The organism is Kitasatospora sp. NPDC096077 (assembly GCF_040303245.1).
Taxonomy (GTDB): Bacteria; Actinomycetota; Actinomycetes; order Streptomycetales; family Streptomycetaceae; genus Kitasatospora.
This window is the reverse complement of the sequence record NZ_JBEOSV010000032.1, coordinates 1-25,251: the sequence shown is the minus strand read 5'-3', so window position 1 is coordinate 25,251 and position 25,251 is coordinate 1. Positions and strand designations below refer to the sequence as shown.

Genomic DNA, 25,251 nt, shown 5'->3' with positions numbered 1-25,251 from the left:
CGGGGGTGTGCGCCGGGGTCACTCGGGTGGGGGCTGGCGGGGTGGCCGGACGGTGGCGAGGGTGGGTGGTATGGATGCGGAAGGTGTGGGCCGGGACGGGCAGTTGAGGCGGGCGGCGGCCGCGGCGTTGATCGGGACGGCGATCGAGTTCTACGACTTCTTCCTCTACGGGACGGCGGCCGCCCTGGTGTTCGGGCCGGTGTTCTTTCCCGGACTGGGGTCGGTGGGGGCGTTGTTGGCGGCGTTCTCGGTGTACGCGGTGGCGTTCCTGGCCCGGCCGTTGGGGGCGGTGGTGTTCGGGCACTTCGGGGACCGGGTGGGGCGGAAGGCGACGCTGGTGGTGTCGCTGCTGCTGATGGGCTCGGCGACGGCGGCGGTGGGGTTGTTGCCGGGGTTCGCCGTGTGGGGCTGGTGGTCGCCGGTGCTGCTGGTGGTGCTGCGGGTGTGCCAGGGCGTGGGGTTGGGCGGGGAGTGGGGCGGGGCGGCGCTGCTGATCGCGGAGAACGCGCCGGCGGGGCGGCGCGGGCGGTACGGGGGGTTCCTGCAGTTGGGGCCGTCGGGCGGGTTCGTGTTGGCGAACGGGGCGTTCCTGGCGCTGCAACTGGGGCTGGACGAGCGGTCGTTCCGGGAGTGGGGGTGGCGGGTGCCGTTCGTGGCCTCGCTCGCGCTGGTGGCGGTGGGCCTGTTCGTGCGGCTGCGGTTGGCGGAGACGCCGTTGTTCCGGGCGGACGAGCGGCGGGACCGTCCGCCGGTGGTGGAGCTGCTGCGCGAGCACTGGCGGCCGGTGCTGGCGGGCGGCGGGGCGATCACCTTCGGGTACGCGCTGTTCTACCTGACCACCACGTACGCGCTGGCGTACGCGACCTCCGGGTTGGGGGTGGCGAGCACGCTGGTGCTGGCGATGCTGCTGGTCGGCTCGGTGGTCGGGGCGGGGACGGTGTGGCTGAGCGCCTCGCACAGTGACCGGTGGGGCCGGCGGCGGACGTTGCGGTGGGCGACGGGCCTGGCGGCCGGGTGGTCGCTGGTGCTGTTCCCGCTGTTGGAGACGGTGCGTCCACCGCTGATGTTCCTGGCGCTGTCCGGGGCGTTGGTGGTGCTGGGCTGCCTGATGGGCCCGGTGGCGGCGTTCCTGCCGGAGCTGTTCCCGACCCGGGTGCGCTACACGGGCGCCGCGTTGACGTACAACCTGGGCGGTGTGATCGGCGGGGCGACGACGCCGCTGGTGGCGACCAGGCTGACGGCGGAGTACGGGACGGCACAGCCGGTCGGCTGGTACCTGGCGGTGCTGGGCGGGTTGGCGCTGGGCTGTCTGTGGCTGCTGCCGGACACCACGGGCGCGGAGTTGGCGGCGGTGGACGGCGGACGCCGCCGGGTGCCCGTCCTGGGGACGGACCCGGCGGCGTAGCCGTACGGGGGGCGGGGTCAGCCGGCCAGGGCGGCGCGGCCGGCCAGCAGGACCGCGGTGTGCCGGGCGACGCGCTCGCCGAGGTGCTCGGCGGTCGCGATGTCGGCCTTGTGGACGGCCTCCGGGCCGGCGTCGGCGGGGGAGGAGGCGGCGGCGCCGTTGAAGAAGCCGAGCCGGTTGAGGTCGTTCTCGGTGGCGGTGGTGGCGTTCCAGCCGGGCTTGAGGCCGAGGTTGACCCAGCTCATGCCGTGCTGGGCGGCCAGGGTCTGGAAGAAGCCGAGGGTGCCGGCCTTGTCGCCGCTCTTGGAGGCGGAGTTGGTGAAGCCGGCCGCGACCTTGTCCTGCCAGGCGTCGGAGAACCAGCGCTTGCTGGTGGCCTCGGCGAAGACGTGGAAGGCGCCGGAGGCGGTGCCCATGTAGGTGGGGGAGCCGAAGACGATCGCGTCGGCGGCGTCCAGCTGGGCCCACTGCTCGTCGGTGATGGTGTCGACGGCGATCGTGACGACCTCGGCACCCGCAGCGGCGGCGCCGCGGGCGACGGCCTCGGCGATCACGGCGGTGTGGCCGTAGCCGGAGTGGTAGGCGAGGGCGACGGTCGGACGGACGGCGGTCATGAGGGCACTCCTGTGCGGGGTGGAAGCGGCGGGGACGGCGAAGCGCGGACGGGTGCGGGCACGACGGTGCCCCGGGCGGGGCCCGGGCCTGCCGGACCCGCCTTCGGTCTCTAATGTAGACCAGGTCTCTGTTGGTTACCAAGAGCGGATCGGAGACCGTGGGTCTACCCTGGCGGTATGACGACGGAGGAAGCGGCCCGCGCCGGGGTCGAACAGCACGAGGAGCTGGAGCTCGACGTCTTCGCCCGGCTCTGCCCCAGCCGCGAGATGTTCGCCGAGCTCGCCGACAAGTGGTCGATGCTGATCCTGATGAGCCTCTCCGCCTGCGGCCCGCAGCGCTTCTCCGAGCTCCAGCGCGCGGTCGGCGGGGTCAGCCGCAAGATGCTCACCCAGTCGCTGCGCAACCTGGAGCGCAGCGGCCTGGTGCTCCGCACGGTCTTCCCGGAGACGCCGCCGCGGGTGGTCTACGACCTGCGGCCGCTCGGCCGGGAGCTGGCCGAACTGGTCGCCCCGCTGGGCCGCTGGACGGAGCGGCGCGCCCTGCAGATGCTCGCGGCCCGCGAGGAGTTCGACGCGGCGCACGCCGGGGGCGGCGAGTAGCAGCCGGGGGCCGGCGGGCGGCCGGGAGCCGGGACGGAGCCGATTTCCCTTCCGGGCCGACGGCCGTGTAATGTCTTCCTTGTTCGACCGGCCCGGGAAAACGAAAACCCGGCAAGCCCCTATAGCTCAGTCGGTAGAGCGTCTCCATGGTAAGGAGAAGGTCTGCGGTTCGATTCCGCATGGGGGCTCAACTGAAAGACCCTCGCCTCTCGGCGGGGGTCTTTCGCGTTCCCGCGCCCGACCTGCGTCGATCCGCCCCGGTCCGCCCGGCCCCCGGGTGGCTCGCGGCGGACGTGACCTAGCGGGTCGGGTACGGAATGCGCTGTGATGGTGCGTCATCGGCCGCCCGCCCGACGGGTGCGGGCACGAGCCGGACCCCGAGCTGGAGGGCGTCATGGGCGTTCGACTCGTGGTGGTCGACGACCACCGGTTGCTGGCCGAGGCACTGGCCACCGCGCTCCAGCTGCGCGGCCACCGGGTGCTCGCGGTCGGCTCGCCGGCCGCTACCGCCGCCGACCTGGTGGCCGGGCGGCGGCCCGAGGTGTGCCTGCTGGGGGTGGCCGCGCCGGGCGACCCGGGGGCCTTCGACGGGCTGCGCCGGATCCGCCGGGAGCGTCCCGAGGTGGCCGTGATCGTCCTCGGACCGGTGGGTGAACTCCGGGGTGTGGCCTGTGCGTTCGCGGCCGGGGCGGCCGGGTACGTGCCCAGCGACGAGCGGATCGAGGTGGTCGAGCGGGCGATCGGACGGGCCCGGGCGGGCGAGGCCGCGGTGACGGTGGACGTCCTGCGCGGTGCCTTCGACCAACTGCTGCGCCCGGTGGCCGAACCCGACGACGAGGCGGTCCGGCTGCTGCGGCTGCTGACCCGCCGTGAGGTGCAGGTGCTGGCCCGGATCGCGGACGGCGAGGACACCGCCGCGATCGCCGCCGGGATGCGGATCGCCGCGAGCACCGCCCGTACCCACGTCCAGCGGGTGCTGATGAAGCTCGGCGCGCGCACCCGGCTGGAGGCGGCCGCGGTGGCCGCCCGGACCGGGCTGCTGGAGCGGATGTCCGGCGGCTGAGCCGGGCGGGGGCCGTGGGGGGCGCGGGGCGACCGCCCCGGTGGTCCGGAGCACCCGTCCGGGCAGGGACAATTGGCCGTAGTCGTACGCATTCCGTCGATGGCGCCGCCGACGCGCGGGCCATCGCCCGCTGGAGGTCTCATCATGAGTAAGTACCTGGTCACGGGTGGCGCCGGCTACGTCGGCAGTGTGGTGGCCGCCCACCTGCTGGAGGCGGGGCACGAGGTGACCGTCCTGGACGACCTCTCGACCGGCTTCCGCGAGGGCGTCCCGACCGGTGCCGAGTTCGTCGAGGGCCGGATCCAGGAGGCCGGCCGGGTGCTGGACGGCTCCTTCGACGGCGTGCTGCACTTCGCCGCCTCCTCGCAGGTCGGCGAGTCCGTCGTGGACCCGGAGAAGTACTGGCGCAACAACGTGGCCGGCTCGCTGGAGCTGATCACCGCGATGCGCGCGGCCGGCGTGCGCAAGCTGGTCTTCTCCTCCACCGCCGCCGTGTACGGCGAGCCCGAGGTGGTGCCGATCGCCGAGACCGCCCGGACCTCGCCGACCAACACCTACGGCGCCAGCAAGCTCGCCATGGACCACATGATCACCAGCGAGGCCGTCGCCCACGGCCTGGCCGCCGTCTCGCTGCGCTACTTCAACGTGGCCGGCGCGTACGGCGCCTACGGCGAGCGCCACGACCCCGAGTCGCACCTGATCCCGCTGGTCTTCCAGGCCGCGCTCGGCCGGCGCCCGCACATCGCGGTGTTCGGCGAGGACTACCCGACCCCGGACGGCACCTGCATCCGCGACTACATCCACGTCGCCGACCTGGCCGACGCCCACCTGCTGGCGCTGACCGCCGCCAAGCCGGGCGAGCACCTGATCTGCAACCTGGGCAACGGCAGCGGCTTCTCGGTGCGCGAGGTGATCGAGTCGGTCAAGCGGGTCACCGGCCGGGAGATCCCGGTGCAGGTCGCCGGTCGCCGGGCGGGCGACCCGGCGGTGCTGGTGGCCTCCGCCGAGCGCGCCCACCAGGAGCTGGGCTGGACCCCGCGCCGTCCGAACCTGGACGACATCGTCGCCGACGCCTGGAAGTTCGCGCTGGAGCAGCACGGCCACTGAGCGCGGCCGCTGAACCCGGCCGCTGTGCCCGGTTGTTGAACGGCCCGGCTGTCGAACAGCCCGGCTGTCGAACAGCCCGGACCGGGCCGGGGAGCCGGTCGGTCGGTACGGTTCCCGGGGGCCGCGCGAGCGGCGTCCCCGGGCCGTCCGACCGGTCAAGTCCGGCCACTCCGGCACCTCCTGACGAAACTTCACCGAACCGCCACGGGAGCGTTTCCCGGCCCGTACGCTGAGTGCGGTACCGGTGGGGGCCGGCGTCCTTTCGGCTTCACCGGCCACCGGTGGGCGGGCGGAGCGGCGGGTCCGGAACGCGGACGCCGGCCGCTCCCCGTCCCCGGGCTCGGGCGCTCTGAGCAGGGGGTACTGACGATGGGGCGGATCCGGGTCCTGGTGGTCGACGACCACCGGATCTTCGCCGAGGCACTGGCCGCGGCCCTCGCCGCCGAGCCCGACGTGGAGGTGGGCGCGGCCGGCAGCGCGGCCGCCGCCGAGCGGGCGCTGGAGCGCGCCGCCACCGAGGGCCGGGCCTACGACGTGGCGCTGATCGACGCCGACCTGGGCGCCGGGGCCGTCGGGCCGGGGGCCCGTGCCCGGCCGGGCGTCGAGGCGGCCGAGGAGGCCCGGCGCCGCCCGGCCCCGGGCGTACCGCCACCGCGAAGGCCGGGGGCCGCACCGACCGCCCCGGGGGCCGTCGGCCGCCCGGCGGACCAACTGCGCGCCGAGCAGTTGCGCGCCGAACAGCTACGGGCGGAGCAGCTGCGGGTCGACCACCCCCGCACCGAGCAGTTACGGGCCGAGCAGCTCAGGCCCGCCGCCCCGCCCCCGGACGGGATCGCCCTGCTCGGCCGGCTCCGTCGGGCCCACCCGGGGCTGCGCGGAGTGGTGCTGGCCACCGCGGACGACCCGCACCGCGCGGCCCGGGCGCTGCATCTGGGTGCCACCGGCTGGGTGGCGAAGGAGAGTTCACTGGCCCGGCTGCTCGCGGTGGTCCGCGGGGTGCTGCGGGACGAGACGCACCTGCCGCCCGCGCTGCTCACCGGGGTGATCCGCGAACTGACCACCGCCCGGCGGGACCGGACCGAGAGCGAACGGCTGGTCGACTCCCTGACGCCGCGGGAGAAGCAGATCCTGCGCTGCATGGTGGCGGGCCTGGGCCGACAGGCCGTCGCGGAGCGGCTGTACCTGTCGCCGCACACCGTCCGCACCCACATGCAGAACGTGCTGGGGAAGCTGGGGGTGCACTCCACGCTGGCCGCCGTCGCGGTGGCCCGGCGGGCCGGGGTCAGCCCCTCGGAGCCGGCCGTGCCGCCGTCCATCGCCTCCGCGCCATAGTGGACGTCGGGGGCGGATCGGACCGGGCGGCCATCGAGGGCGGAGCGGACATCGAGGGCGGAGCGGACGTCGGGGACGGAGCCCGGTTCAGCCCGGGATGTTGTCGAAGGGCGCGACCAACAGCCGCAGCAGGGCGGCGAGTTCGCCCTGCTGGTCGGAGCTGAGCTGGGCGAGCAGTTCGCGCTCGTGCGTCAGCAGGCCGGCCAGTGCCTGGTCGGCGCGGTCGCGGCCGTCGTCGGTGAGCCGGACGAGCACGCCGCGCCGGTCGTCCGGGTCGGGCAGGCGCTTGACCAGGCCCTTGCCGGTGAGCCGGTCGATCCGGTTGGTCATGGTGCCGGAGGTGACCAGGGTCTGGGTGAGCAGTTGGCCGGGGGAGAGCTGGTACGGGGAGCCGGCCCGCCGCAGGGCGGTCAGGACGTCGAACTCCCAGGGCTCCAGGCCGTGCTCGGCGAAGGCGGTGCGGCGGGCGCGGTCGAGGTGACGGGCGAGCCGGCTGACCCGGCTGAGCACCTCCAGCGGCTCCACGTCGAGGTCGGGGCGCTCCCGGCGCCATGCTGCGACCAGCCTGTCGACCTCGTCCTCCATGACGATCAGTGTATCGGTGGATGTGTCGATGTGAAGTCTCTTGACATCGAGAAATGTGCCAGCGACGCTACCGGAGATATCTTGATGTCGAGATACCTGCGAGGTGAACCATGACCAGCCCTGTCTGGGACCCGGCGCAGTACCTGCGCTTCGCCGACGAACGCACCCGCCCGCTGCGCGACCTGCTCGCCCGGGTCCCCGCCCTGCCGAACGAAGTCCTGCCGCCCGAAGCCCTGCCGCCCGAAGCCCTGCCGCACGGAGAACCGTCGCACGGGGAACCGTCGGACCGGAACGGACCGGTCGCGACGATCCTGGACATCGGCTGCGGCCCCGGCAACTCCACCGCCGTGCTGCGCGAGCGCTGGCCGCGAGCCCGGATCATCGGCGTCGACAACTCCGCCCCGATGCTGGAGACCGCCCGCACCGAGGGCGAGCCCACCGCCGAGTACCTGCTCGCGAACGCCCGCGACTACGACCCGGCCCCGGTCGGGCCCGACCTGATCGCCTCCAACGCGACCCTCCAGTGGGTGGACGGGCACCTGGCGGTGCTGCCGCGCTGGGCGGACGCCCTCAAGCCCGGCGGGGTGCTGGCCTTCCAGGTGCCCGGCAACTTCGAGGCCCCCAGCCACACCCTGCTGGCCGACCTGCGCCGCAGCCCGCGCTGGCGCGACCTGCTGGGCGACGACGCCGTCCGCAACGGCGTCCACGAGCCCGGGCGGTACCTGGACGCCCTGGCCGGGGCCGGCTGCGCCGTCGACGTCTGGGAGACCACCTACAGCACGCTGCTGCCGGGACCGGACCCGGTGCTGGAGTGGGTCAAGGGGACGGCGCTGCGCCCGGTCCTCGGCCGGCTCACCGACCCGGCCGACCGGGCCGCCTTCCTGGCGGAGTACGGGCGGCTGCTGCGCGGGGCCTACCCGGCCGGGCCGCACGGGACGGTCTTCCCGTTCCGGCGGATCTTCGCCGTCGGGGTCAAGCAGTAGCCGGGTCAACAAGCAGTAGCCGGGTCGAGCGGTAGCCGGGGTGGGTGGGTGGCCGGGGGCGCGGACCGCCCGGGGCGCGAACGGCACCCGGGCGGTCAGCCCTTGCGGTCGCCGACCAGCCTCGGGTGCCGCTCCAGGCCCTCCAGCCCGTGCCAGGCCAGGTTCACCAGGTGCGCCGCCACCGTCGCCTTGTCCGGCTTGCGCACCTCCAGCCACCACTGGCCGGTCAGCGCGACCATCCCGACCAGCATCTGCGAGTACATCGGCGCCAGCCGGGCGTCGAAGCCCCGGGACTTGAACTCCAGGCCGAGGATGTCCTCGACCTGGGTGGCGATGTCGCTGATCAGCGAGGCGAAGGTGCCGGTCGACTGGGCCACCGGGGAGTCCCGGACCAGGATCCGGAAGCCGTCCGTCGAGGTGTCGATGTAGTCCATCAGCGCGAACGCCGCCTGCTCCAGCAGCTCGCGCGAGTGCCCGCCGGTGAGCGCGCCCGTCACCATGTCCAGCAGCAGCTGCATCTCGCGGTCCACCACCACCGCGTAGAGCCCCTCCTTGCCCCCGAAGTGCTCGTACACCACGGGCTTGGAGACCCCGGCGCGCTCGGCGATCTCCTCCACCGAGGTGCCGTCGTAGCCGCGCTCCGCGAAGACCGTCCGGCCGATCTCCAGCAGCTGCTCCCGGCGCTGCTTGCCGGTCATCCGGACCCGGCCGCCCCGGCGGCGCGGGGCCGGGGCGGTGGCGGGTGCGGCGGCGGCGCCGTCCGCGCCCGGCTCGGCCCCGCCGCCGGCGGGACCACCCCCGGGGGCCGCGCCCGCCGCTGCGGCGGCCCGCGGACGGGCCGGCGCCGTTCCGGGCGCCGCGTCCGTCCGCGTGCTGTGGTGACCGCCTGTGCTGTCTGCGCTGCTCCCGTTCACCCCTACATCATGCTGGAAGCGCCGCCTCATGCGGCGCGGCGGGCGGCGATCCGCTGCGCGTCCGGCCAGCGGACGTCCCGGACCCAGCCGGCCAGCTCGAACCAGCGGATCAGCCGGGCCGAGGAGTCGATCTGCCCGCGCAGCACCCCGTGCCGGGCCGAGGTCGGGTCGGCGTGGTGCAGGTTGTGCCAGGACTCGCCGCAGGAGAGCACCGCGAGCCACCAGACGTTGCCGGAGCGGTCCCGGGAGCGGAACGGGCGGCGGCCGACCGCGTGGCAGATCGAGTTGATCGACCAGGTGACGTGGTGCAGCAGGGCGACCCGGACCAGCGACCCCCAGAAGAAGGCGGACAGCGCGCCCTGCCAGGACAGCCCGACCAGGCCGCCGACCAGCGCGGGCAGCAGCAGCGAGATGGTGGTCCAGAGCCAGAACAGCCGGGAGATCCGCCGCAGCGCCGGGTCGCCGACCAGGTCCGGGGCGTACTTGAGCTGAGGGGTCTGCTCCTCGTCGAACATCCAGCCCATGTGCGCCCACCACAGGCCCTTGATCAGTGCGGGGACGCTCTCCCCGTAGCGCCACGGCGAGTGCGGGTCGCCGTCCTTGTCGCTGAACCGGTGGTGCTTGCGGTGGTCGGCCACCCAGCGCACCAGCGGGCCCTCGACCGCGAGGCTGCCGACGACCGCCAGCACCAGCCGCATCGGGCGGGAGGCCTTGAAGGCGCCGTGGGTGAAGTAGCGGTGGTAGCCGACGGTGATGCCGTGACAGGTGAGGAAGTACATGGCGACGGTGACCGCCACATCCGTCCATCCGAGCCCCCGGCCCCACGCCACCGGCACGGCGGCGACCAGCGCGGCGAACGGCACCAGGATGAACAGCGCGAGCGCGACCTTCTCGGCGGGGCCCTGCTGCTCCCCGCCGCGGGTGGCGGACAGCCGGGTCGCCGCGTCGGCGGAGGGATCGGGAGAGGGATCGGGGAGCGCGGCCTCCGCGCGCGCCTCGCCGGCCTGGATGGTCATGGGCGTCCCTTCGCGACGTCCCGGATCGGGACAGAGCGGAGCCTACGGTGGCGTAACTTACGGCATCGTAGGTTGCGCTCCGTGTCCAACGGAACACACCGCCGCGCGGCGCTTGAGTGAATTCACCCGACTGGATGGATGAACCCGGGGCCCCGGCCGTGCCCGGGTCGGGTGGACCGGACGGTCGGCATTGGTGGTAGATGTGGAGCGCGCTACCCCGTAGTCTTGGCCCAGCGCGCCGTCGGCCCACCGACGGTGGGAGCTCCGGTCCCGGATCGTCTAAGGGCAGGACAGCTGGTTTTGGTCCAGCTTATGGGGGTTCGAATCCTCCTCCGGGAGCACTGAGTACGGCCGCGGGCGGGCAGCCGCGGGCCGGGCCCCGGCATTTCGGCCGACCGCCCGGCACTATCCTCGAACTGCCAGAGCACATGTGCGGACCCGCGTTCTGGCCTGCTCTGCCCTCTCTGTGAACCTACTGAGGAGCCTTCCCGCATGGGTGCCAATTCGCTTGCCGCCGTTGTCGTGCTCGCCGCCGGTGGCGGGACCCGGATGAAGTCGAACAAGCTGCCCAAGGTGCTGCACGAGGTGTGCGGGCGCTCGTTGGTGGGTCATGCGGTCTCGGCGGCGGGGGAACTGACGCCGGGACAGCTCGTCGTGGTGGTCGGGCACCAGCGCGAGCAGGTCGAGGAGCACCTCGCGGCGCACTACCCGGCCGCCCGCCCGGTGGTCCAGGAGGAGCAGAACGGCACCGGCCACGCGGTGCGCACCGCGCTGGAGGCGCTGGTCGCCGACGGCGTGACGCTGGACGGCACGGTGATCGTCACCGCCGGGGACTCGCCGCTGCTGACCGGGGCCACCCTGCGACGGCTGGCGAAGTCGCACGAGGCGCAGCAGAACGGCGTCACCGTGCTGACCGCCGTCGTGCCCGAGCCCTTCGGCTACGGCCGGATCCTGCGCGACGAGGACGGCACGGTCGCCGCGATCGTCGAGGAGCGGGACGCCACCGCGACCCAGCGGGCGATCGCCGAGATCAACTCGGGCGTCTTCGCCTTCGACGCCAAGCTGCTCGCCGAGGCGCTGGCCGAGCTGACCACCGACAACTCGCAGGGCGAGGAGTACCTGACCGACACCCTGGAGATCCTGCGCAAGGCCGGGCACCGGGTCGGCGCCGTGGTCGCCGAGGACCACCGGGACATCCTGGGCATCAACGACCGGGTCCAGCTGGCGCAGGCCCGCCGGCTGCTGAACGACCGCCTGCTGGAGCGGGCGATGCGCGAGGGCGTCACCGTGGTGGACCCGGCGACCACCTGGATCGACGTCCAGGTGACGTACGAGCCGGACGCCGTCGTGCTGCCGAACACCCAGCTGCAGGGCGCGACCCACCTGGGCGAGGGCTGCGAGGTGGGCCCGAACTCGACCCTGCGGGACACCGCGGTCGGCGCCGGCGCCCGTGTGAGCAACACCACGGCCGACCGCGCCGAGATCGGCGAGCTGGCCGCCACCGGCCCGTACGCCTACCTGCGGCCGGGGGCGAAGCTGGCCCGCAAGGCGAAGGTCGGCACCTACGTCGAGGTGAAGAACTCCGAGCTGGGCGAGGGCGCCAAGGTGCCGCACCTCTCCTACATCGGCGACGCCACCATCGGCGAGGGCAGCAACGTCGGCGCGGCCTCGGTCACCGTGAACTACGACGGGGTCAACAAGCACCGGACCGTCATCGGCGCGCACTGCCGCACCGGGTCGGACAACATGTTCATCGCCCCGGTCACCATCGGTGACGGCGCTTACACCGGCGCGGGCTCGGTCATCACCACCGATGTTCCGCCCGGCGCACTCGGCGTGAACCGCGCGCAGCAGCGCAACATCGAGGGCTGGGTCGAGCGCAAGCGCCCCGGCACGGTGTCCGCCCAGGCGGCGCAGGCGGCGACGGACGGGGCCGCTGAGGTCTGAGAGGTCGCCCCAGGGCCGCTGCTGCGGTCCCGGGGCGGACGGTTTCTGCGCGGGCGCGTAACCTTGAGGTCATACGTGCGCCACTGGGCTTACCGCCCGTGTCCAGGCGTACCGACATTCCCCCGAAACCGTCTTGCGCACGGGCTGCGCCTGCTCGCGTTGGATGGTGGGGATCAGCGTCCGCAACGCGAGGAGACGGTGCAGTGAGCGGGATCACGACGTCGGGTGAGAAGAAGCTGAAGCTCTTCTCCGGCCGTGCCCACCCGGAGCTGGCGAGGGAGGTGGCCGCGGCGCTGGACACCGAGCTGGTTCCGACCAAGGCCCTGGACTTCGCCAACGGCGAGATCTACGTCCGCTTCCTGGAGTCCGCCCGTGGCGCGGACTGCTTCGTGATGCAGAGCCACACGGCTCCCATCAACCAGTGGATCATGGAGCAGCTGATCATGATCGATGCTCTGAAGCGGGCCTCCGCCAAGAGCATCACCGCGATCCTGCCGTTCTACGGCTACGCCCGCCAGGACAAGAAGCACCTGGGCCGCGAGCCGATCTCGGCCCGCCTGGTCGCCGACCTGCTCCGCCAGGCCGGCGCCGACCGCCTGATGGCCGTCGACCTGCACACCGCGCAGATCCAGGGCTTCTTCGACGGCCCGGTGGACCACCTGTTCGCGCTGCCGATGCTGGCCGACTACATCGGCGAGCGGGTCGACCGCTCCAAGCTCACCATCGTCTCGCCGGACGCCGGCCGGGTGAAGGTGGCCGACCAGTGGTGCGACCGGCTGGACGCCCCGCTGGCGATCATCCACAAGCGCCGCGACGTGACCCAGGCCAACACCATCCTGTCGGCCGACGTCGTCGGTGACGTCAAGGACCGGGTCTGCGTCCTGGTCGACGACATGATCGACACCGCCGGCACGATCTGCGCCGCCGCCGACGCGCTGTTCGAGAACGGCGCCGCGGACGTCGTGGTGGCCGCCACCCACGGCGTGCTCTCCGGCCCGGCCGCGGACCGGCTGAAGAACTCGCGGGTGAGCGAGTTCGTGTTCACCAACACGCTGCCCACCCCGGCGGAGCTCCAGCTGGACAAGATCACCACGCTCTCCATCGCCCCGTCGATCGCCGCCGCGATCCGCGAGGTCTTCGAGGAGGGCTCGGTCACCAGCCTCTTCGAGGGCGTGCACTGACGAAGCCCGCGCAGGCGGCCCCGGACCCGGTGCGGTCCGGGGCCGCCCGTGGTTCGGCCTCCGGAGGGGCCGATTTCACGCCCGGGGGCTTGTGCGGTTAGACTCGTGAGACTGCTCGGCGAGGGATGCCGTGTGCCTGCTCGACGGGCACCGACACCGTGATCGACGCGCTGCCGGTAGCGGATTCCGTCCGCCGGCAGAGGACGTTGCCGCCGAGTGACCCCCGAACGTACTGAGGGTGTGGTCCCGGCGGTTTTTCGCGTTGCCTGCACCCCCGCGCCATCTTCCACGAGGAGTGCAGTCGTGTCCGAGATCCGCCTTGCCGCTGAGACCCGCACCGAGTTCGGCAAGGGTGCCGCCCGTCGCGCCCGCCGTGCCGGCCTCGTCCCCGGTGTCGTCTACGGCCACGGCCACGCCCCGGTTCACCTGAACCTGCCCGGCCACGACCTGATGATGGCCCTGAAGACCCCGAACGCCCTGCTGGTCGTTCCGATCGAGGGCAAGGACGAGTACGTCCTGCCGAAGGCCGTCCAGCGCGAGGCCATCAAGCGCACCATCGAGCACGTCGACCTGCTGCTGGTCAAGCGTGGCGAGAAGGTCACCGTCGAGGTCCCGGTCCACACCGAGGGCGAGCTGGCCGCCGGCGGCAACCTGCTGGAGCACGTCCTGCAGGCCCTGCCGGTCGAGGCCGAGGCCACCCACCTGCCCGAGGCCGTCACCGTCTCGGTCGAGGGCCTGGAGGCCGGCGCCTCCGTCCTCGCCAAGGACATCGCGCTGCCGGCCGGCGTCGCGCTGGCCGTCGAGGCCGACGCCGTCGTGCTGCAGGTCATCGCCGCCCAGGCCGCCCCGGTCGAGGACGAGGCGGCCGAGGGCGCCGAGGCCTGAGCCTCGCGCACCGCTTAGCCGTTCGGCCGCTGCCCCGGTCGCTCCCCTGGAGCGGCCGGGGCAGCGGCGCGTCCGGGATGATGACGTCGAGCGCGAAGGAGAGGGAGAGCATGGCGGACGACGAGTACGACGGCCCCTGGCTGGTGGTCGGACTGGGCAACCCGGGGGAGCAGTACGCCCGGAACCGGCACAACATCGGCTTCATGGTGGTGGACCTGCTGGCGCAGCGGATGGGCGCCAAGTTCAAGGCGCACAAGAGCCGGGCCCAGGTGGCCGAGGGGCGGCTCGCGGGCAAGCGGGTGGTGCTGGCCAAGCCGATGTCCTTCATGAACCTGTCCGGCGGGCCGGTGACGGCGCTGCGGGACTTCTACAAGGCGCCCGCCTCGGCGCTGATCGCCGTCCACGACGAGCTGGACATCGACTACGCGGCGCTGCGGCTGAAGCTGGGCGGCGGCGACAACGGCCACAACGGGCTGAAGTCGATCACCAAGTCGCTCGGCCCGGACTACCACCGGGTGCGCTGCGGGATCGGCCGTCCGCCGGGCCGGATGGAGGTCGCGGACTTCGTGCTGAAGGACTTCTCCTCGACCGAGCGCAAGGAGCTGGAGTGGTTCGTGGACCGCTCGGCGGACGCGGTGGAGGCGCTGCTGTCCGAGGGGCTGGAGCGCGCGCAGGGCAACTACAACTCCTGACGGTCCGTCATGTGCACATCGTGCCGGGTACACAACAGTCGTACAACGCTTGCTCCGTCAAACCTGAATCCACGTGAGAATCCCGTGCGGGATCGGATAGCGTCGGCCGGGTACGCGAACGGGTCCTGGGGAGTTCTCGATGCGGAGATTGCGTCCGGTCCGCCGACTTCGGCGGCTCCGGGTGGTCCGGCTGAAGCGGTTCGGACGGAGGATCGGCACGGCCGGTGCGCTGGGGGCGGCCGGGGTGCTGCTGTCCGGCGGTGCGGTGGCGCACGCCGATCCGGTGGCCGAACCGGATGCGGTGGTCTCGCCGGAGCCCGCGGCGGCGCAGTTCGGTCCGGTGCTCGGCGACCCGGTCGGTCCGGACGCCGGGCTGCTGGCGGTCGGCGGCGGCCTGCTGGTCGCCTCCGGCGGAGCGGCGCTGTGGTTGAAGCGCCGGCGCGCGGGTGAACCCGCGGAGTAGCGACGTGCGGTGAGGGGCCGGGGTCCACGGGAGTGGGCGCCGGCCCCTCCTGCCGTCCGGGGCCGGTCCGCCCGCGGGGACGCGAAGGGGCCGTCGTCCGTCCGGTGGGACGGGCGGCGGCCCCTTCGGTGCGTCCGGGCGGCCGTCAGCCGGTGTTGCGCAGGCCGGCGGCGATGCCGTTGACGGTGAGCAGCAGCGCGCGGGCGCGCAGCGGGTCCTCGGGCCGACCGGTGGCGACCTCCTCGCGCTGGCGGCGCAGCAGCGCCACCTGGAGGTAGGAGATCGGGTCGAGGTAGGCGTCGCGGACGGTGAAGGTCTGCTTCAACACCGGGTTGTGCTCCAGCAGTTCGCTCTCACCGGTGAGCCGCAGCACCTCGCGCAGGGTGAGCTCGTGCTCGGCGACGATCTGGTCGAAGATGTGCCGCAGCTCGCCGGGCACCAGCTGCTCGACGTAGTGGCGGGCGATCCGCAGGTCGGTCTTGGCCAGCGTCATGGCGACGTTGGACAGGAAGTTGCGGAAGAAGTGCCACTGGCCGTACATCTCGTCCAGCACGTCGCCGAGGCCGGCCGCGCGGGCGGCCGCCAGGCCGGAGCCGACGCCGTACCAGCCGGGGACGATCTGACGGGACTGGGTCCAGCCGAACACCCACGGGATGGCCCGCAGGCCGTCCAGCCCGGCGCCGGAGTCGGGGCGGCGGGACGGGCGGGAGCCCAGGTGCAGCGAGGCGAGCTGGTCGACCGGGGTGGCGGCGAAGAAGTACTTCGGCAGGTCCTCCTGGTCGACCAGGGCGCGGTAGGAGGTGTGGGCGGCCTCGGAGACCCGGTCCATCGCGGCGTCCCAGCGGGCCAGTTCCTCGGGGGCCTGGCGCGGGGCGGTGTGCAGCGCGGAGGCGGCGAGGGTGGCGGAGATGGTCAGTTCCAGGTTCTCCCGGGCGAGCGAGGGGAGCAGGTACTTGTCGGAGATGACCTCGCCCTGCTCGGTGACCTTGATCTCGCCCTCCAGGGTGCCCCAGGGCTGGGCCAGGATGGCCTCGTGCGAGGGGCCGCCGCCGCGGCCGACGGTGCCGCCGCGGCCGTGGAACAGCCGCAGCCGGATGCCGTAGCGGTGGGCGACGTCGCGCAGTCGGCGCTGGGCGCGGTGGATCTCCCACTGGGAGGTGGTGATGCCGCCGAACTTGGAGGAGTCGGAGTAGCCGAGCATGACCTCCTGGACGTCGCCGCGCAGCGAGACGAGCAGTCGGTAGGAGGGGTCGGAGAGCATCTCGTCCAGGATGCGGTCGGCCTGCTGGAGTTCGTCGGTGGTCTCCAGCAGCGGCACGATGCCGATCTTGGCGATCCCGGCGTGCAGGTCGATCAGCCCGGCCTCGCGGGCCAGCACGGTGGCGGCGAAGACGTCGTCGGCGCCCTGGCACATCGAGATGATGTAGCTCTCGACGATCTCGTCGCCGAAGCGCTCGAAGCCCTCGCGGACGGTGTTGAAGACGCCGAGGGTCTTGGTGCCGGCCTCGTCCAGCGGGGCCGGGGTGGGGGCGAGCGGGCGGCGCGAGCGCAGCTCCTTGGCGAGCAGCTTCTGCCGGTACTCGCGGGGCATGTCGGCGTAGCGCCAGGCCTCCTCGCCGAGGCGGTCGAAGAGCTGGCCGAGCGCGTGGTGGTGGGCCTCGGCGTGCTCGCGGACGTCCATGGTGGCGAGCTGGAGGCCGAAGGCCTCGATGGTGCGGATGGCGCGGGCGAGCCGGCCGTCGGCGATCAGCTCGCCGCGGTGGGCGCGCAGCGACTCCTGGATCAGCCGCAGGTCGACGAGCAGTTCGCGGGTGCCGACGTAGTCGCGGCCCTCGACGTGCGGGGTGCCGCCGGCCAGCCGCTCGCGGGTGTTCTCCAGCTTGAGCCGGATGCAGGTGGCCTTGAGGCGGTAGGGCTCCTCGGCGTTCATCCGCTTGTAGCGCGGGCTGAGTTCGGGGAGCCGGTGCAGGTCGGTGTTGAGCGAGGCGAGCAGTTCGACCGAGGCGCCGGCCAGGCGCTCGGAGGTGGAGAGGGTGTTGCGCAGGTCGTCGATCGCGGCCAGGGCGTCCTTGATGCCGTACTCGTGCTGGAGGTTGAGGACGTCCCAGGTGACCTGCGGGGTGACGTTGGGGTTGCCGTCGCGGTCGCCGCCGATCCAGGTGCCGAAGGTGAGCGGGCGCACGCCGTCGGGCAGGTTCAGGCCGACCCGGGCGAGTTCCTCGTGCAGCTCCTCCAGGACGGAGGGGACGGCCTCGCGGTAGAGCTCGTCCAGGTAGTAGACGGCGTTGCGGGCCTCGTCGGTGGGCTCGGGGCGGGCGATGCGCAGCTCGTCGGTCTGCCAGAGCAGGTCGATGACCTCGGCCAGCCGGCGGTCGGCGGAGCGCTTGGCGCTGCTGGTGCGGGCCGGGTCGGCGGCGGCCAGGCCGGAGCTGAGCTCCTCGCGGTGGATGCGGTCGAGGAGTTCGCCGATCCGGCGCAGCTTGTTGAGCACGCTGCGGCGGGCGGCCTCGGTCGGGTGGGCGGTGAAGACCGGGCGGACCGCGAGGTGGGCCAGGGTGTCCCGGAGGTGCTTGGGGTCGGCCTCGGCGAGCTGGTCGGCGGTCTGCGCGAGCAGTGAGCCCTCGCGGGCCCGGCGGGTGGCGAACTCCCGGCCGCGGTGCACCTGTTCGGTGACGTTGGCGAGGTGGAAGTAGGTGGAGAAGGCGCGGACCAGCTTGGCGGCGGTGTCCAGGTCGATGTCGGAGAGCAGTTCGGCGGTGGCCTCGCCGTCGGTGCGGCTCAGCAGCCGGACCTGTTCGACCAGGCCCAGCAGTTGGGGGCCCTCCTGGCGGACCAGCGTCTCGCCGAGCAGGTCGCCGAGGCGGCGGATGTCCGCGCGCAGGGCGGCATTGTCGGCGACGGTGGTGGGGCTGTCCGCCGGGTTGGGGACCGGAGCGGTCACGGCTGGCTCCCTGTGGTGGTGGGGTTCGGCAACGGCTCATCGTCACAGGTCCACGCGCAGTGTGGCGGGTGTGACGCGTGCGGACCGCGCTGTCCGACGCGACCAGCATAGGTGTCGGGGCGGTCGCTGTCCGCGAGGTGGCCGGATGGCGGACAGGGGCGCCGAAAACCATCTGTGGTCTGGACCACTTGCCGGGCTCCCGGAGGTGTACCCGGCAATCCCGGTGGGGAAGGGAGGGGGTTGCCGCTTAACCTGTCACACATGAGCAAGTCGCCTGGGGAGCGCGTGCCGGTCCGGTCGTTCTGGTGGTGGAAGCGGCCGCGGAGCGCCCTCCTGGACATCGGGCTGGCGCTGCTCGCCGCGGTCGAGTGCTCGGCCAGCACGATCTCCTTCCTGTCCGCGCGGTTCCACGTGACCACCATGGGCGCGGTGGGCATCGCCGTGCTGGGCACGCTGGCCGGCGGCTCGCTGGTGGTGCGCCGGCGCTGGCCGGCCGTACCGGTGCTGGCGACGCTGCTGGTGCTGCCCGGGATGCTGGGTGTGCTGCTGCTGGTGGTGGGGCTGTACACGCTGGCGGAGACCTGGGAGTGGCCGTCCCGCCGCCGCCGGGTGGTGGCGCTGTCCGGACTGGCCTTCGTCGAGGCGGTCGGTGTGATGGCGGTGCAGTTCCTGACCCCGGACGACTCGATGACGGCCGAGCGGCCGCCGCTGTGGGGCATGGTGCTGCTGTCCCTGCTGGTCGCCGTCGGACTGACCGTCGCCCCGGTGGTGACCGGGCTGTACGTGGGGGCGCGGCGGCGGCTGATCGAGTCGCTCAAGGACCGGGCGCACGGCCTGGAGACCGAACTGGACCTGCTGGCCGAGCAGGCCCAGGAGCGCGCCCGCCGGGCCCGGCTGGAGGAGCGCACCCGGATAGCCCGGGAGATGCACGATGTGGTGGCGCACCGGGTCTCGCTGATGGTGGTGCACTCCGGGGCGCTGGAGCGGATAGCCGTGAAGGACCCGGAGAAGGCCGCGCAGAGCGCCCGGCTGATGGGCGAGGTGGGCCGGCAGGCGCTCAACGAACTGCGCGAGATCCTCGGCGTGCTGCGGATGGACGACGAGCGGCAGCCGGAGCCGGACTCGCTGGCCGGACTGCCCCGGCTGGTGGACCAGTCCCGGGCGGCCGGGATGTCGGTGACCCTGACGGTCAGCGGCAGTCGGCAGGAGTTCACCGCCGAGGCCGAGCAGACCGCCTACCGGGTCGTCCAGGAGGGGCTGACCAACGCGCACAAGCACGCGGGCGGGGCGCAGGTGTCGGTGCTGCTGGCGTACGCGCCGAACGGGGTGCGGGTCGGCGTGGTGAACGCCTGCCCGGGCGGCGAGCGGGGCGGGGCCCAGCTGCCCAGCGGGGGCAACGGGCTGGTCGGGATGCGGGAGCGGGTGATCGCGCTGGGCGGCACCTTCTCGGCCGGGCCGGAGGCGGACGGCGGGTTCCGGGTCGAGGCGGTGCTGCCGTCCCGGCTGATGGTCCGGGGCGACCGGTTGAACTAGGCCCTGTCCGGCCGGACAGGTTCTAGGGCGCTCCGTGCTCCTCGGCGGTGCGCAGCCGCTCCGGGGCGGTGCCCAGGACCAGCGCGCTGATCGCCTGGTCGATGCCGTGGCCGAGGAACCACTCGCCGGTGTGGTCCAGGCTGTACACCCGGCCCTCCTCGTCGACGGCCAGCAGCGCCTGCCCGTACGCCTCCTCGCCGAGCGGGGCGACCTGGCTGCCCAGTGCCCGGCCGAGGTCGAACAGGGTGCGCGGCTGGTGCAGACCGCAGAGCGGGTCGATCAGGAACGGGGTGCGGGCCAGCTGGCGGCCCGGCCCGGACAGGTCGAAGGCGAGTCCGCCGAACTCGGCCCAGGCCTCCACCGCCGCGGGGAACACCGCGTGCCCGGTCGCGCCGGGGCCGCCGCCGTGTCCGACCAGGGCGTCGGCCCACTCCTCGGCCTGCCGGATCTGCCACCGGCCGGGGTGCCAGCCGGCCGCCTTGAGCTCGGCGGCGACCTCGGCGGGGAAGCGCGGGCGGGTCCGCCCGGGGGCGGCGGCCGGGGCGAGGGTGGCCGGTGGGGGCGGGGGCGGGCTGGGCGGGTTCAGGGCGTGCTCCGGGGCTCGGGGACAGGGGGGCGTGCGAGGGGCGCCAGGGCGTGGACGTCCGGCGTGCGGACGCTCACCGCGCCGGCGGCCCGACGGCCACGCTCAGTACGGTGAAGTGCTCCAGCATCGGGGCGCAGGAGCGGCACGGCGGGGCGTGGGTGCCGTGCGCCGGGTCGCCCTCCTCGCGGATCCGGAGGGTCGTCATCCGGGAGCCCTTGAGCGCCTTGCGGGCCTCGTGCAGGCTCATCGGCTTGCGGGCGGCGCGCTTGGAGCGCCTGCCGTCGACCGTGGTCAGGTGCTGGGAGAGCAGGACGGCCTCCGGGCAGCGCCCGGTGAACCGCTCGCGGGCCTCGACCGGCAGGGTGCGCAGGAACTCGTCGACCAGCGGGTGCAGGACCGGGCGCCGGTCGTCCTTGTCGCCGGCCAGGGTGTGCACCTCGCCGCCCTTGAGCGACAGCGCGGCGGCGACGGCGGGCAGCAGGCTGTCGCGGAGGTGGCGCAGCACGGGCGGGCCCGCGGGCTCACCGGTGGTCATGCGGTGTCCTCCTCCTCGTTCCTGGTGGTCCGGCTCCTGTTGGTCCGGTCGGTCCGGGCAAGCCTGTCATTCGACACCGACAACCGCACAACCGGGGTGCGGGGCCGGGCGAACACCCGTGCGGTCGGCGGTGGATCGCGTTCCCGCCCCACCGGAATCCTGGCGGTGGAAGGGCCGGATCCGCACACCGTCGTCACGACATGTCCGTTGATTCACCGAAACCGCCCACGGCTCCGGGCCCGGGCCGGTACGGTTCCGGCAGCGAGCCGAAGGGGGGCCGTCCCGGCCGTACGGACACGTACCGGCGGGGCCGACTCCGCTTCCCGCGACGGAGGTTGGGGCCCGGGTGCCGGGGGCGGGCAGGGCGGCCCCCGGCACCCGGTGCCGTCCGAGTGCCGGAGTCAGACCCTTCCGCAAGGGGGCCCGAGCGATGACGTCGAAGCAGTGGGCGGCCGAGGCCGCCAACCAGGCGCCCGGCGGCCACGTGCCCACCCCGGGCGAGCCGCCCCGGCCGGTGCCGGAACGACCGGTGGGCCTCGCTGTGGTCGGGGCCGGCTACTGGGGGCCGAAGCTGGTCCGCAACGCCCAGCACACCCCGGCGCTGCGGCTGCACTGGCTGTGCGACCTGGACGAGGCCAAGGCCCGTGCCGTGCTGGGGGAGTACAGCACCGTCGGGGCGACCGGCCGGTACGAGCAGGTGCTGGCGGACGAGCGGGTGGACGCGGTCGCGGTGGCCACCCCGGCGGGCGCCCACTACCCGCTGGTGCGGGCCGCGCTGGCCGCGGGCAAGCACGTGCTGGTGGAGAAGCCGATCACCACCTCCGCCGCCGAGGCCGCCGAACTGGTCGAACTGGCCGGGCACGCCGGACTGGTGCTGATGTGCGACCACACCTTCTGCTACACCCCGGTGGTCCGTCGGATCCGCGAACTGGTGCACGGCGGGGAGATCGGGGACGTCCAGTTCTTCGACTCGGTGCGGATCAACCTCGGCCTGGTGCAGCCGGACGTGGACGTGCTGTGGGACCTCGCCCCGCACGACCTGTCCATCCTGGACTTCGTGCTGCCGCCCGGGGTGGTGCCGGTCGGGGTGTCCGCCCAGGGCGCCGACCCGATCGGGGCCGGCCGGGCCTGCGTCGCCTACCTGACGGTGCGGCTCAGCAACGGCGCGCTGGCGCACTGCCACGTCAACTGGCTCTCCCCGACCAAGGTCCGCACCACCCTGATCGGCGGCTCCCGGCGCACCCTGGTCTGGGACGACCTCAACCCGCAGGCCCGGCTGGCCGTGCACGACCGGGGGGTCGACCTCACCCCGCCCGACCAGCTGACCGACGCCATCCGGCACCGGGCGCTGATCTCCTACCGGGTCGGCGAGATGGTCGCGCCCGCCCTGGTCGAGCAGGAGGCGCTGCGCAACGTGATGGCCGAGTTCGCCGCCGCCATCGTCGAGGGCCGCGCCCCGCTCACCGACGGGCGGGCCGGGGTCCGGGTACTGGAGCTGCTGGAGGCGGCCTCGCTCAGCCTCGAACTCGGCGGCGTCACCGTGCCGGTGGGCGCCGCGGACCGGGCGGCCGTCCGATGAGCCCGGAGATCCCGCTGGTGGACCTGGCGGCCGCGCACGCCGAGGTCGCGGCCGAGGTGCGGGCCGGCTTCGACCGGGTGCTGGCAAGCGGCGCCTTCGTCAAGGGCCCCGAAGTGGCCGCCTTCGAGCGGGAGTACGCCGCCTTCGCCGGCGTCCGGCACTGCGTGGGCGCCGGCAACGGCACCGACGCGCTGGAACTGGCCCTGCGCGCCCTGGACCTGCCGCCCGGCGGCGGGGTGGTGCTGCCCGCCAACACCTTCGTCGCCACCGCCGAGGCGGTGCAGCGGGCCGGGCTGCGCCCGGTGCCGGTCGACGTCGACCCGGAGCACCTGCTGATCGACCCGGAGCGGGCCGCCGCCGCCCTGCCCGGCGCGGTGGCGCTGCTGCCGGTCCACCTGTTCGGCCAGCTCGCGCCGATGGAGGCGCTGCTGGAACTGGCCGACGGCCGACCGGTGGTGGAGGACGCGGCCCAGTCCCAGGGCGCCCGGCGGCACGGGCGCGGCGGGTACGGGCGGATCGCGGCGACCAGCTTCTACCCGGGCAAGAACCTCGGCGGCTACGGCGACGCCGGGGCGGTGCTCACCGACGACGACGAACTCGCCGCCGCCGTACGGCTGATCGGCGACCACGGCGCCCGTGACCGGTACCGGCACGAACGGTTCGGCTTCAACTCCCGGATGGACGCGCTGCAGGCCGTCGTGCTGCGCGCCAAGCTGCGCCGGCTGGCCGACTGGAACGCCGCCCGCCGGGCCGCCGCGGCCCGTTACGACGCGCTGCTCGCCGGCCTGCCGGGCGTGCGACCGCCGTCCACCGCGCCGGGCAACGAGCACGTCCGGCACCTCTATCCGGTGCGGATCGCCGGCGGCCGGCGCGACGCCGCGCTCGCCGCCCTGCACGCGGCCGGGATCGGCGCCGGGGTGCACTACCCCGTCCCGGTCCACCTCCAGCCCGCGTTCCGCCCGCTCGGGCACGGCCCGGGCGCCTTCCCGGTCGCCGAGCGGGCCGCCCGCGAACTGCTCAGCCTGCCGCTGCACCCGCACCTCACGGAGGCCCAGCAGGTACGGGTCGTGGAGGTGTTGGGGCGGGCGCTGGACGCGGGGGTTCGGCCGGCCGGGTGACGCAATAGGCTGGGGCCCAGCAAGCGCACCGAGCACTTTGCAGCAGCCAGTGGGGGCTCCCAGATGACGACAGGTCGGCCCGGCGTCGCCGCCGCACCGAACGCGGCGTACGCAGGTCAGGTGGTGCAGTTCCCGGACCCGGTCCGCGCGGAGCGGCACCCGGCCGGGGTCCGGGTGGACGAGGCCGGCTACCCGGACTTCGGCCCGTACGCCGCGGCGGCGGCCGAGGTCGCGGACCCGCCCGAGGGCTTCGGCGTCGACGAACTGCGGCTGACCGACTACGTCTCGGCCAACGCCGCGCTGTTCACCCAGGGGCACCCGCTCTGGGCCGACCTGGAGACCGCGGTGGCCACCCCGCCCGGCTGGACCTGGCACCACGCGGTCGGCCGGGCCGCCCCCGGCTGGCGCCGGATGGAGCTCGTCCCGGTCGAGGTCAAGGCCCTGCTGCGGCACCACGGCGGCCTGGCCACCTCGCCCGCCGACCACACCCGGCGCGGCACCCGCCCGCTCCAGGAGCGCCGGCCCGTCCACTTCTCGCTGGCCAAGGACGGCGGCGACCCGATCGGCGTCCCCGAGGACCTGGTGCAGGCCGCCGAGGAGCGCCTCGGCTACCGGCTGCCCGGCGCCTACCGCACCTTCCTCAAGCTGGGCGGCGGCCGCGGCCCGGTCGGCGTCGCGCTGGACACCGAGCTGGGCATGCTGCTCGACCAGCCGTTCCTGACCCTCACCGAGGAGTACGGCAGCGAGGACGTCGTCTACGCCAACAAGTGCCTGCGCGACCACTTCACCAAGGACTACCTGGGCATCGCCTACGTCCAAGGCGGCATCGTCGCGCTCAAGGTGCGCGGCGAGCGGACCGGCTCGGTCTGGTTCCACCTGTACGACGACGCCCGCGACTCCGGCGCCCCGGAGGCCCCGGAGGAGCGCTGCGCCCGGCTGCTGCTGCCCTGCGGGGACGACTTCGACGCCTTCCTGCTCCGGCTGGCCGGCAGCCCGCCGGAGCTGGAGACGGTCGCCGAGCTGATGGTGGACGGCGGGTTCGCCCGGGCCGTCCCGGTGGACTGACGTGGCGGCGGGAACGGCGGCGATGGAACGAGTGGGGACGACGGGGACAGGGGTGAACCGGGCGTGGTGACGTACGCGCAGGCGCAGGAGCTCGCCGAGGAGTGGATCAACGGCGGGGTGCCGCACGGGCAGCAGCGCGAGGTGCGGGTCCGGGAGTTCGACCTGGGCTTCGTCTGCTGGGCGGTGCCGCCCGGGGGCGATCCGGGCGTCCCGGCCGCCGGTGACGGCGGGTCGGGCGCGGGCAACGGCTCGGGGCCGGGCTCCGGCGCGGGCGAGGCGCGGCTGGTGATCGCCCGTGACTCGGGCGCCAGCACGCTGTGGCCCGCGCTGCCCGTCAACGAGGTGGTCCGGCAGTACGAGGAGGTGTACGGCCGGCCGGTCGCGGCCAACCCGGCCGGGGCGGCGAAGCCCGCGCCGGGGCCGGTGGAGGCGACCTCCTTCCTGCTCAGCCCGCCGCAGTGGCTGCAGGAGGCGGGGGCGGCGGCGCTCGCGGCGGAGGCGGCGAAGCTGGGGACCGCCCCGGCCACCCCGGCACCCGCGCCGGTCGCGCCGGTCGCCCCGGTGCCGCCCGTCGCCCCGGTGCCGCCCGTCGCGCCGGTGGCGCCCGGGCCCGCCGTGCTGACCGAGCCGCCGGTCTCCGACCGGCCCGCCGGGGACGCTCCGACCATGCTGGCCCCGCCGCCCGGCGGGGACCCGTTCGCCGTACCGGTGCCACCCGCCGCCGCACCGGTGCCGCCCGCCGCGCCCGTCGGGGCCGAGGCGGCGACCGTCCTGATGCCCGAGGGCCTGCGCACCTCCGGCTCGGACCTGCCCGGGGCACCCGCCCCGGCCGGGGCCGAGGCCGCGACCGTGCTGATGCCCCCGGGCGGCCCCGGCCTGCCCGGGGTCCCGCCGGTCGGCGCCCGGCCCCCGGCCGCGCCGCCCGCCGTCCCGCCGGTCCCGCCGGTCCCGGCGCCCGCTCCGGCCGCCGAGCCGGCGCCGACGCTGCTCGCCCCGCCGGACGCCCTGCCCGGCCTGATGGGCCTGCCCGGCGCCCCGGCGACCCCGCCCGGCCCGCCCGCCGCCCCGGTGGAGCCGGCCCCGACCGTCCTCGCCACGCCCGGCACG

General features: G+C 74.2%; 23 protein-coding genes and 2 tRNA genes. 18 read left to right on the top strand and 7 right to left on the bottom strand.

The features are described from left to right. Nucleotides 1–70 precede the first annotated feature (70 nt). The gene (locus ABTZ03_RS25325; RefSeq protein WP_350515353.1) at nucleotides 71–1,405 is read left to right on the top strand and encodes an MFS transporter; all 1,335 of its coding nucleotides are present in this window, start codon (nucleotides 71–73) and stop codon (nucleotides 1,403–1,405) included. A 17-nt stretch (nucleotides 1,406–1,422) separates the two neighbouring features. Here ABTZ03_RS25325 and ABTZ03_RS25320 read toward each other — a convergent pair whose 3' ends face one another. Beyond that, the gene (locus ABTZ03_RS25320) at nucleotides 1,423–2,019 is read right to left on the bottom strand and encodes a flavodoxin family protein (RefSeq protein WP_350515352.1); all 597 of its coding nucleotides are present in this window, start codon (nucleotides 2,017–2,019) and stop codon (nucleotides 1,423–1,425) included. Between the two features lie 177 nt (nucleotides 2,020–2,196). On the opposite strand from ABTZ03_RS25320, the gene ABTZ03_RS25315 reads away from it, so the two are divergent. The 5 genes from ABTZ03_RS25315 (at nucleotide 2,197) to ABTZ03_RS25295 (ending at nucleotide 6,121) form a co-directional block, all read left to right on the top strand. Continuing rightward, a complete protein-coding gene (locus ABTZ03_RS25315; protein ID WP_350515351.1) occupies nucleotides 2,197–2,619 on the top strand; it encodes a winged helix-turn-helix transcriptional regulator in 423 nt (140 codons plus the stop codon). Between the two features lie 115 nt (nucleotides 2,620–2,734). Then, nucleotides 2,735–2,807, top strand: a tRNA-Thr gene (locus ABTZ03_RS25310). Nucleotides 2,808–3,013: 206 nt separating this feature from the next. After that, entirely contained in the window at nucleotides 3,014–3,682 is a 669-nt protein-coding gene (locus ABTZ03_RS25305) for a LuxR C-terminal-related transcriptional regulator (protein WP_350515350.1), read from the top strand. A gap of 144 nt (nucleotides 3,683–3,826) precedes the next feature. After that, nucleotides 3,827–4,789 (top strand): UDP-glucose 4-epimerase GalE, encoded by a 963-nt coding sequence (gene galE / locus ABTZ03_RS25300; protein WP_350515349.1) that lies wholly within the window; start codon nucleotides 3,827–3,829, stop codon nucleotides 4,787–4,789. A gap of 369 nt (nucleotides 4,790–5,158) precedes the next feature. Continuing rightward, entirely contained in the window at nucleotides 5,159–6,121 is a 963-nt protein-coding gene (locus ABTZ03_RS25295) for a LuxR C-terminal-related transcriptional regulator (protein ID WP_350515348.1), read from the top strand. An 87-nt stretch (nucleotides 6,122–6,208) separates the two neighbouring features. Here ABTZ03_RS25295 and ABTZ03_RS25290 read toward each other — a convergent pair whose 3' ends face one another. Next, on the bottom strand, nucleotides 6,209–6,706 hold the full coding sequence (locus ABTZ03_RS25290; RefSeq protein WP_270144612.1) for a MarR family winged helix-turn-helix transcriptional regulator: 498 nt from the start codon (nucleotides 6,704–6,706) through the stop codon (nucleotides 6,209–6,211). Between the two features lie 110 nt (nucleotides 6,707–6,816). Between ABTZ03_RS25290 and ABTZ03_RS25285 the strand changes: the two genes are divergently transcribed. Continuing rightward, nucleotides 6,817–7,689, top strand: a complete 873-nt coding sequence (locus ABTZ03_RS25285) for a methyltransferase domain-containing protein (protein ID WP_350515347.1) — start codon at nucleotides 6,817–6,819, stop codon at nucleotides 7,687–7,689. Between the two features lie 95 nt (nucleotides 7,690–7,784). Here ABTZ03_RS25285 and ABTZ03_RS25280 read toward each other — a convergent pair whose 3' ends face one another. Then, nucleotides 7,785–8,387: a TetR/AcrR family transcriptional regulator gene (locus ABTZ03_RS25280; RefSeq protein WP_030259955.1), complete on the bottom strand. Its 603-nt coding sequence runs from the start codon at nucleotides 8,385–8,387 to the stop codon at nucleotides 7,785–7,787. 242 nt (nucleotides 8,388–8,629) lie between these two features. Then, nucleotides 8,630–9,619 carry an acyl-CoA desaturase gene (locus ABTZ03_RS25275; protein ID WP_350515346.1) on the bottom strand — a complete coding sequence of 330 codons (990 nt, stop codon included), beginning with the start codon at nucleotides 9,617–9,619 and terminating at the stop codon, nucleotides 8,630–8,632. A gap of 268 nt (nucleotides 9,620–9,887) precedes the next feature. On the opposite strand from ABTZ03_RS25275, the gene ABTZ03_RS25270 reads away from it, so the two are divergent. The 6 genes from ABTZ03_RS25270 to ABTZ03_RS25245 all read left to right on the top strand — a co-directional run bounded on the left by ABTZ03_RS25270 (nucleotide 9,888) and on the right by ABTZ03_RS25245 (nucleotide 14,787). Continuing rightward, nucleotides 9,888–9,958, top strand: a tRNA-Gln gene (locus ABTZ03_RS25270). 153 nt (nucleotides 9,959–10,111) lie between these two features. Beyond that, nucleotides 10,112–11,566, top strand: a complete 1,455-nt coding sequence (gene glmU, locus ABTZ03_RS25265) for a bifunctional UDP-N-acetylglucosamine diphosphorylase/glucosamine-1-phosphate N-acetyltransferase GlmU (RefSeq protein ID WP_350515345.1) — start codon at nucleotides 10,112–10,114, stop codon at nucleotides 11,564–11,566. Between the two features lie 203 nt (nucleotides 11,567–11,769). Then, nucleotides 11,770–12,747 (top strand): ribose-phosphate diphosphokinase, encoded by a 978-nt coding sequence (locus ABTZ03_RS25260; RefSeq protein ID WP_350515344.1) that lies wholly within the window; start codon nucleotides 11,770–11,772, stop codon nucleotides 12,745–12,747. Between the two features lie 303 nt (nucleotides 12,748–13,050). After that, the gene (locus ABTZ03_RS25255) at nucleotides 13,051–13,632 is read left to right on the top strand and encodes a 50S ribosomal protein L25/general stress protein Ctc (protein ID WP_350515343.1); all 582 of its coding nucleotides are present in this window, start codon (nucleotides 13,051–13,053) and stop codon (nucleotides 13,630–13,632) included. A 110-nt stretch (nucleotides 13,633–13,742) separates the two neighbouring features. Then, the gene (pth, locus tag ABTZ03_RS25250) at nucleotides 13,743–14,324 is read left to right on the top strand and encodes an aminoacyl-tRNA hydrolase (protein WP_350515342.1); all 582 of its coding nucleotides are present in this window, start codon (nucleotides 13,743–13,745) and stop codon (nucleotides 14,322–14,324) included. Nucleotides 14,325–14,463: 139 nt separating this feature from the next. After that, entirely contained in the window at nucleotides 14,464–14,787 is a 324-nt protein-coding gene (locus ABTZ03_RS25245) for a hypothetical protein (RefSeq protein ID WP_350515341.1), read from the top strand. 145 nt (nucleotides 14,788–14,932) lie between these two features. Here ABTZ03_RS25245 and ppc read toward each other — a convergent pair whose 3' ends face one another. Next, on the bottom strand, nucleotides 14,933–17,728 hold the full coding sequence (gene ppc / locus ABTZ03_RS25240) for a phosphoenolpyruvate carboxylase (RefSeq protein ID WP_350515340.1): 2,796 nt from the start codon (nucleotides 17,726–17,728) through the stop codon (nucleotides 14,933–14,935). 261 nt (nucleotides 17,729–17,989) lie between these two features. On the opposite strand from ppc, the gene ABTZ03_RS25235 reads away from it, so the two are divergent. After that, entirely contained in the window at nucleotides 17,990–19,261 is a 1,272-nt protein-coding gene (locus ABTZ03_RS25235; protein WP_350515339.1) for a sensor histidine kinase, read from the top strand. Nucleotides 19,262–19,283: 22 nt separating this feature from the next. Here ABTZ03_RS25235 and ABTZ03_RS25230 read toward each other — a convergent pair whose 3' ends face one another. Then, nucleotides 19,284–19,847 carry an SUKH-3 domain-containing protein gene (locus tag ABTZ03_RS25230; protein ID WP_350515417.1) on the bottom strand — a complete coding sequence of 188 codons (564 nt, stop codon included), beginning with the start codon at nucleotides 19,845–19,847 and terminating at the stop codon, nucleotides 19,284–19,286. A 73-nt stretch (nucleotides 19,848–19,920) separates the two neighbouring features. Beyond that, the gene (locus ABTZ03_RS25225) at nucleotides 19,921–20,382 is read right to left on the bottom strand and encodes a YwqJ-related putative deaminase (protein WP_350515338.1); all 462 of its coding nucleotides are present in this window, start codon (nucleotides 20,380–20,382) and stop codon (nucleotides 19,921–19,923) included. Nucleotides 20,383–20,812: 430 nt separating this feature from the next. Here ABTZ03_RS25225 and ABTZ03_RS25220 point away from each other — a divergent pair, with 430 nt between their 5' ends. From ABTZ03_RS25220 to ABTZ03_RS25205, 4 genes are all read left to right on the top strand, one after another. Next, nucleotides 20,813–21,961, top strand: coding sequence for a Gfo/Idh/MocA family protein (locus ABTZ03_RS25220; RefSeq protein ID WP_350515337.1), 1,149 nt, complete (start codon nucleotides 20,813–20,815; stop codon nucleotides 21,959–21,961). Next, complete coding sequence (locus tag ABTZ03_RS25215; RefSeq protein WP_350515336.1) at nucleotides 21,958–23,079, top strand: DegT/DnrJ/EryC1/StrS family aminotransferase; 1,122 nt, start codon at nucleotides 21,958–21,960, stop codon at nucleotides 23,077–23,079. The genes ABTZ03_RS25220 and ABTZ03_RS25215 overlap by 4 nt, the downstream gene beginning before the upstream one ends. Nucleotides 23,080–23,142: 63 nt before the next feature. Further along, nucleotides 23,143–24,144, top strand: a complete 1,002-nt coding sequence (locus tag ABTZ03_RS25210) for an SMI1/KNR4 family protein (protein ID WP_350515335.1) — start codon at nucleotides 23,143–23,145, stop codon at nucleotides 24,142–24,144. 63 nt (nucleotides 24,145–24,207) lie between these two features. After that, a partial coding sequence (locus ABTZ03_RS25205) for an SUKH-4 family immunity protein (RefSeq protein ID WP_502894576.1) occupies nucleotides 24,208–25,251 on the top strand: 1,044 nt, incomplete at its 3' end.

Bases quoted from the DNA above. Each gene is read 5' to 3' on its own strand.
- ABTZ03_RS25290 (WP_270144612.1), bottom strand. From the start codon at position 6,706: ATGGAGGACGAGGTCGACAGGCTGGTCGCAGCATGGCGCCGGGAGCGC.
- ABTZ03_RS25325 (WP_350515353.1), top strand. From the start codon at position 71: ATGGATGCGGAAGGTGTGGGCCGGGACGGGCAGTTGAGGCGGGCGGCG.
- ABTZ03_RS25275 (WP_350515346.1), bottom strand. From the start codon at position 9,619: ATGACCATCCAGGCCGGCGAGGCGCGCGCGGAGGCCGCGCTCCCCGAT.
- ABTZ03_RS25220 (WP_350515337.1), top strand. From the start codon at position 20,813: ATGACGTCGAAGCAGTGGGCGGCCGAGGCCGCCAACCAGGCGCCCGGC.
- pth (WP_350515342.1), top strand. From the start codon at position 13,743: ATGGCGGACGACGAGTACGACGGCCCCTGGCTGGTGGTCGGACTGGGC.
- ABTZ03_RS25315 (WP_350515351.1), top strand. From the start codon at position 2,197: ATGACGACGGAGGAAGCGGCCCGCGCCGGGGTCGAACAGCACGAGGAG.
- ABTZ03_RS25225 (WP_350515338.1), bottom strand. From the start codon at position 20,382: ATGACCACCGGTGAGCCCGCGGGCCCGCCCGTGCTGCGCCACCTCCGC.
- ABTZ03_RS25285 (WP_350515347.1), top strand. From the start codon at position 6,817: ATGACCAGCCCTGTCTGGGACCCGGCGCAGTACCTGCGCTTCGCCGAC.
- ABTZ03_RS25305 (WP_350515350.1), top strand. From the start codon at position 3,014: ATGGGCGTTCGACTCGTGGTGGTCGACGACCACCGGTTGCTGGCCGAG.
- ABTZ03_RS25295 (WP_350515348.1), top strand. From the start codon at position 5,159: ATGGGGCGGATCCGGGTCCTGGTGGTCGACGACCACCGGATCTTCGCC.
- ABTZ03_RS25320 (WP_350515352.1), bottom strand. From the start codon at position 2,019: ATGACCGCCGTCCGTCCGACCGTCGCCCTCGCCTACCACTCCGGCTAC.
- ABTZ03_RS25245 (WP_350515341.1), top strand. From the start codon at position 14,464: ATGCGGAGATTGCGTCCGGTCCGCCGACTTCGGCGGCTCCGGGTGGTC.
- ABTZ03_RS25215 (WP_350515336.1), top strand. From the start codon at position 21,958: ATGAGCCCGGAGATCCCGCTGGTGGACCTGGCGGCCGCGCACGCCGAG.
- ABTZ03_RS25280 (WP_030259955.1), bottom strand. From the start codon at position 8,387: ATGACCGGCAAGCAGCGCCGGGAGCAGCTGCTGGAGATCGGCCGGACG.
- ABTZ03_RS25235 (WP_350515339.1), top strand. From the start codon at position 17,990: ATGAGCAAGTCGCCTGGGGAGCGCGTGCCGGTCCGGTCGTTCTGGTGG.
- glmU (WP_350515345.1), top strand. From the start codon at position 10,112: ATGGGTGCCAATTCGCTTGCCGCCGTTGTCGTGCTCGCCGCCGGTGGC.
- galE (WP_350515349.1), top strand. From the start codon at position 3,827: ATGAGTAAGTACCTGGTCACGGGTGGCGCCGGCTACGTCGGCAGTGTG.
- ABTZ03_RS25210 (WP_350515335.1), top strand. From the start codon at position 23,143: ATGACGACAGGTCGGCCCGGCGTCGCCGCCGCACCGAACGCGGCGTAC.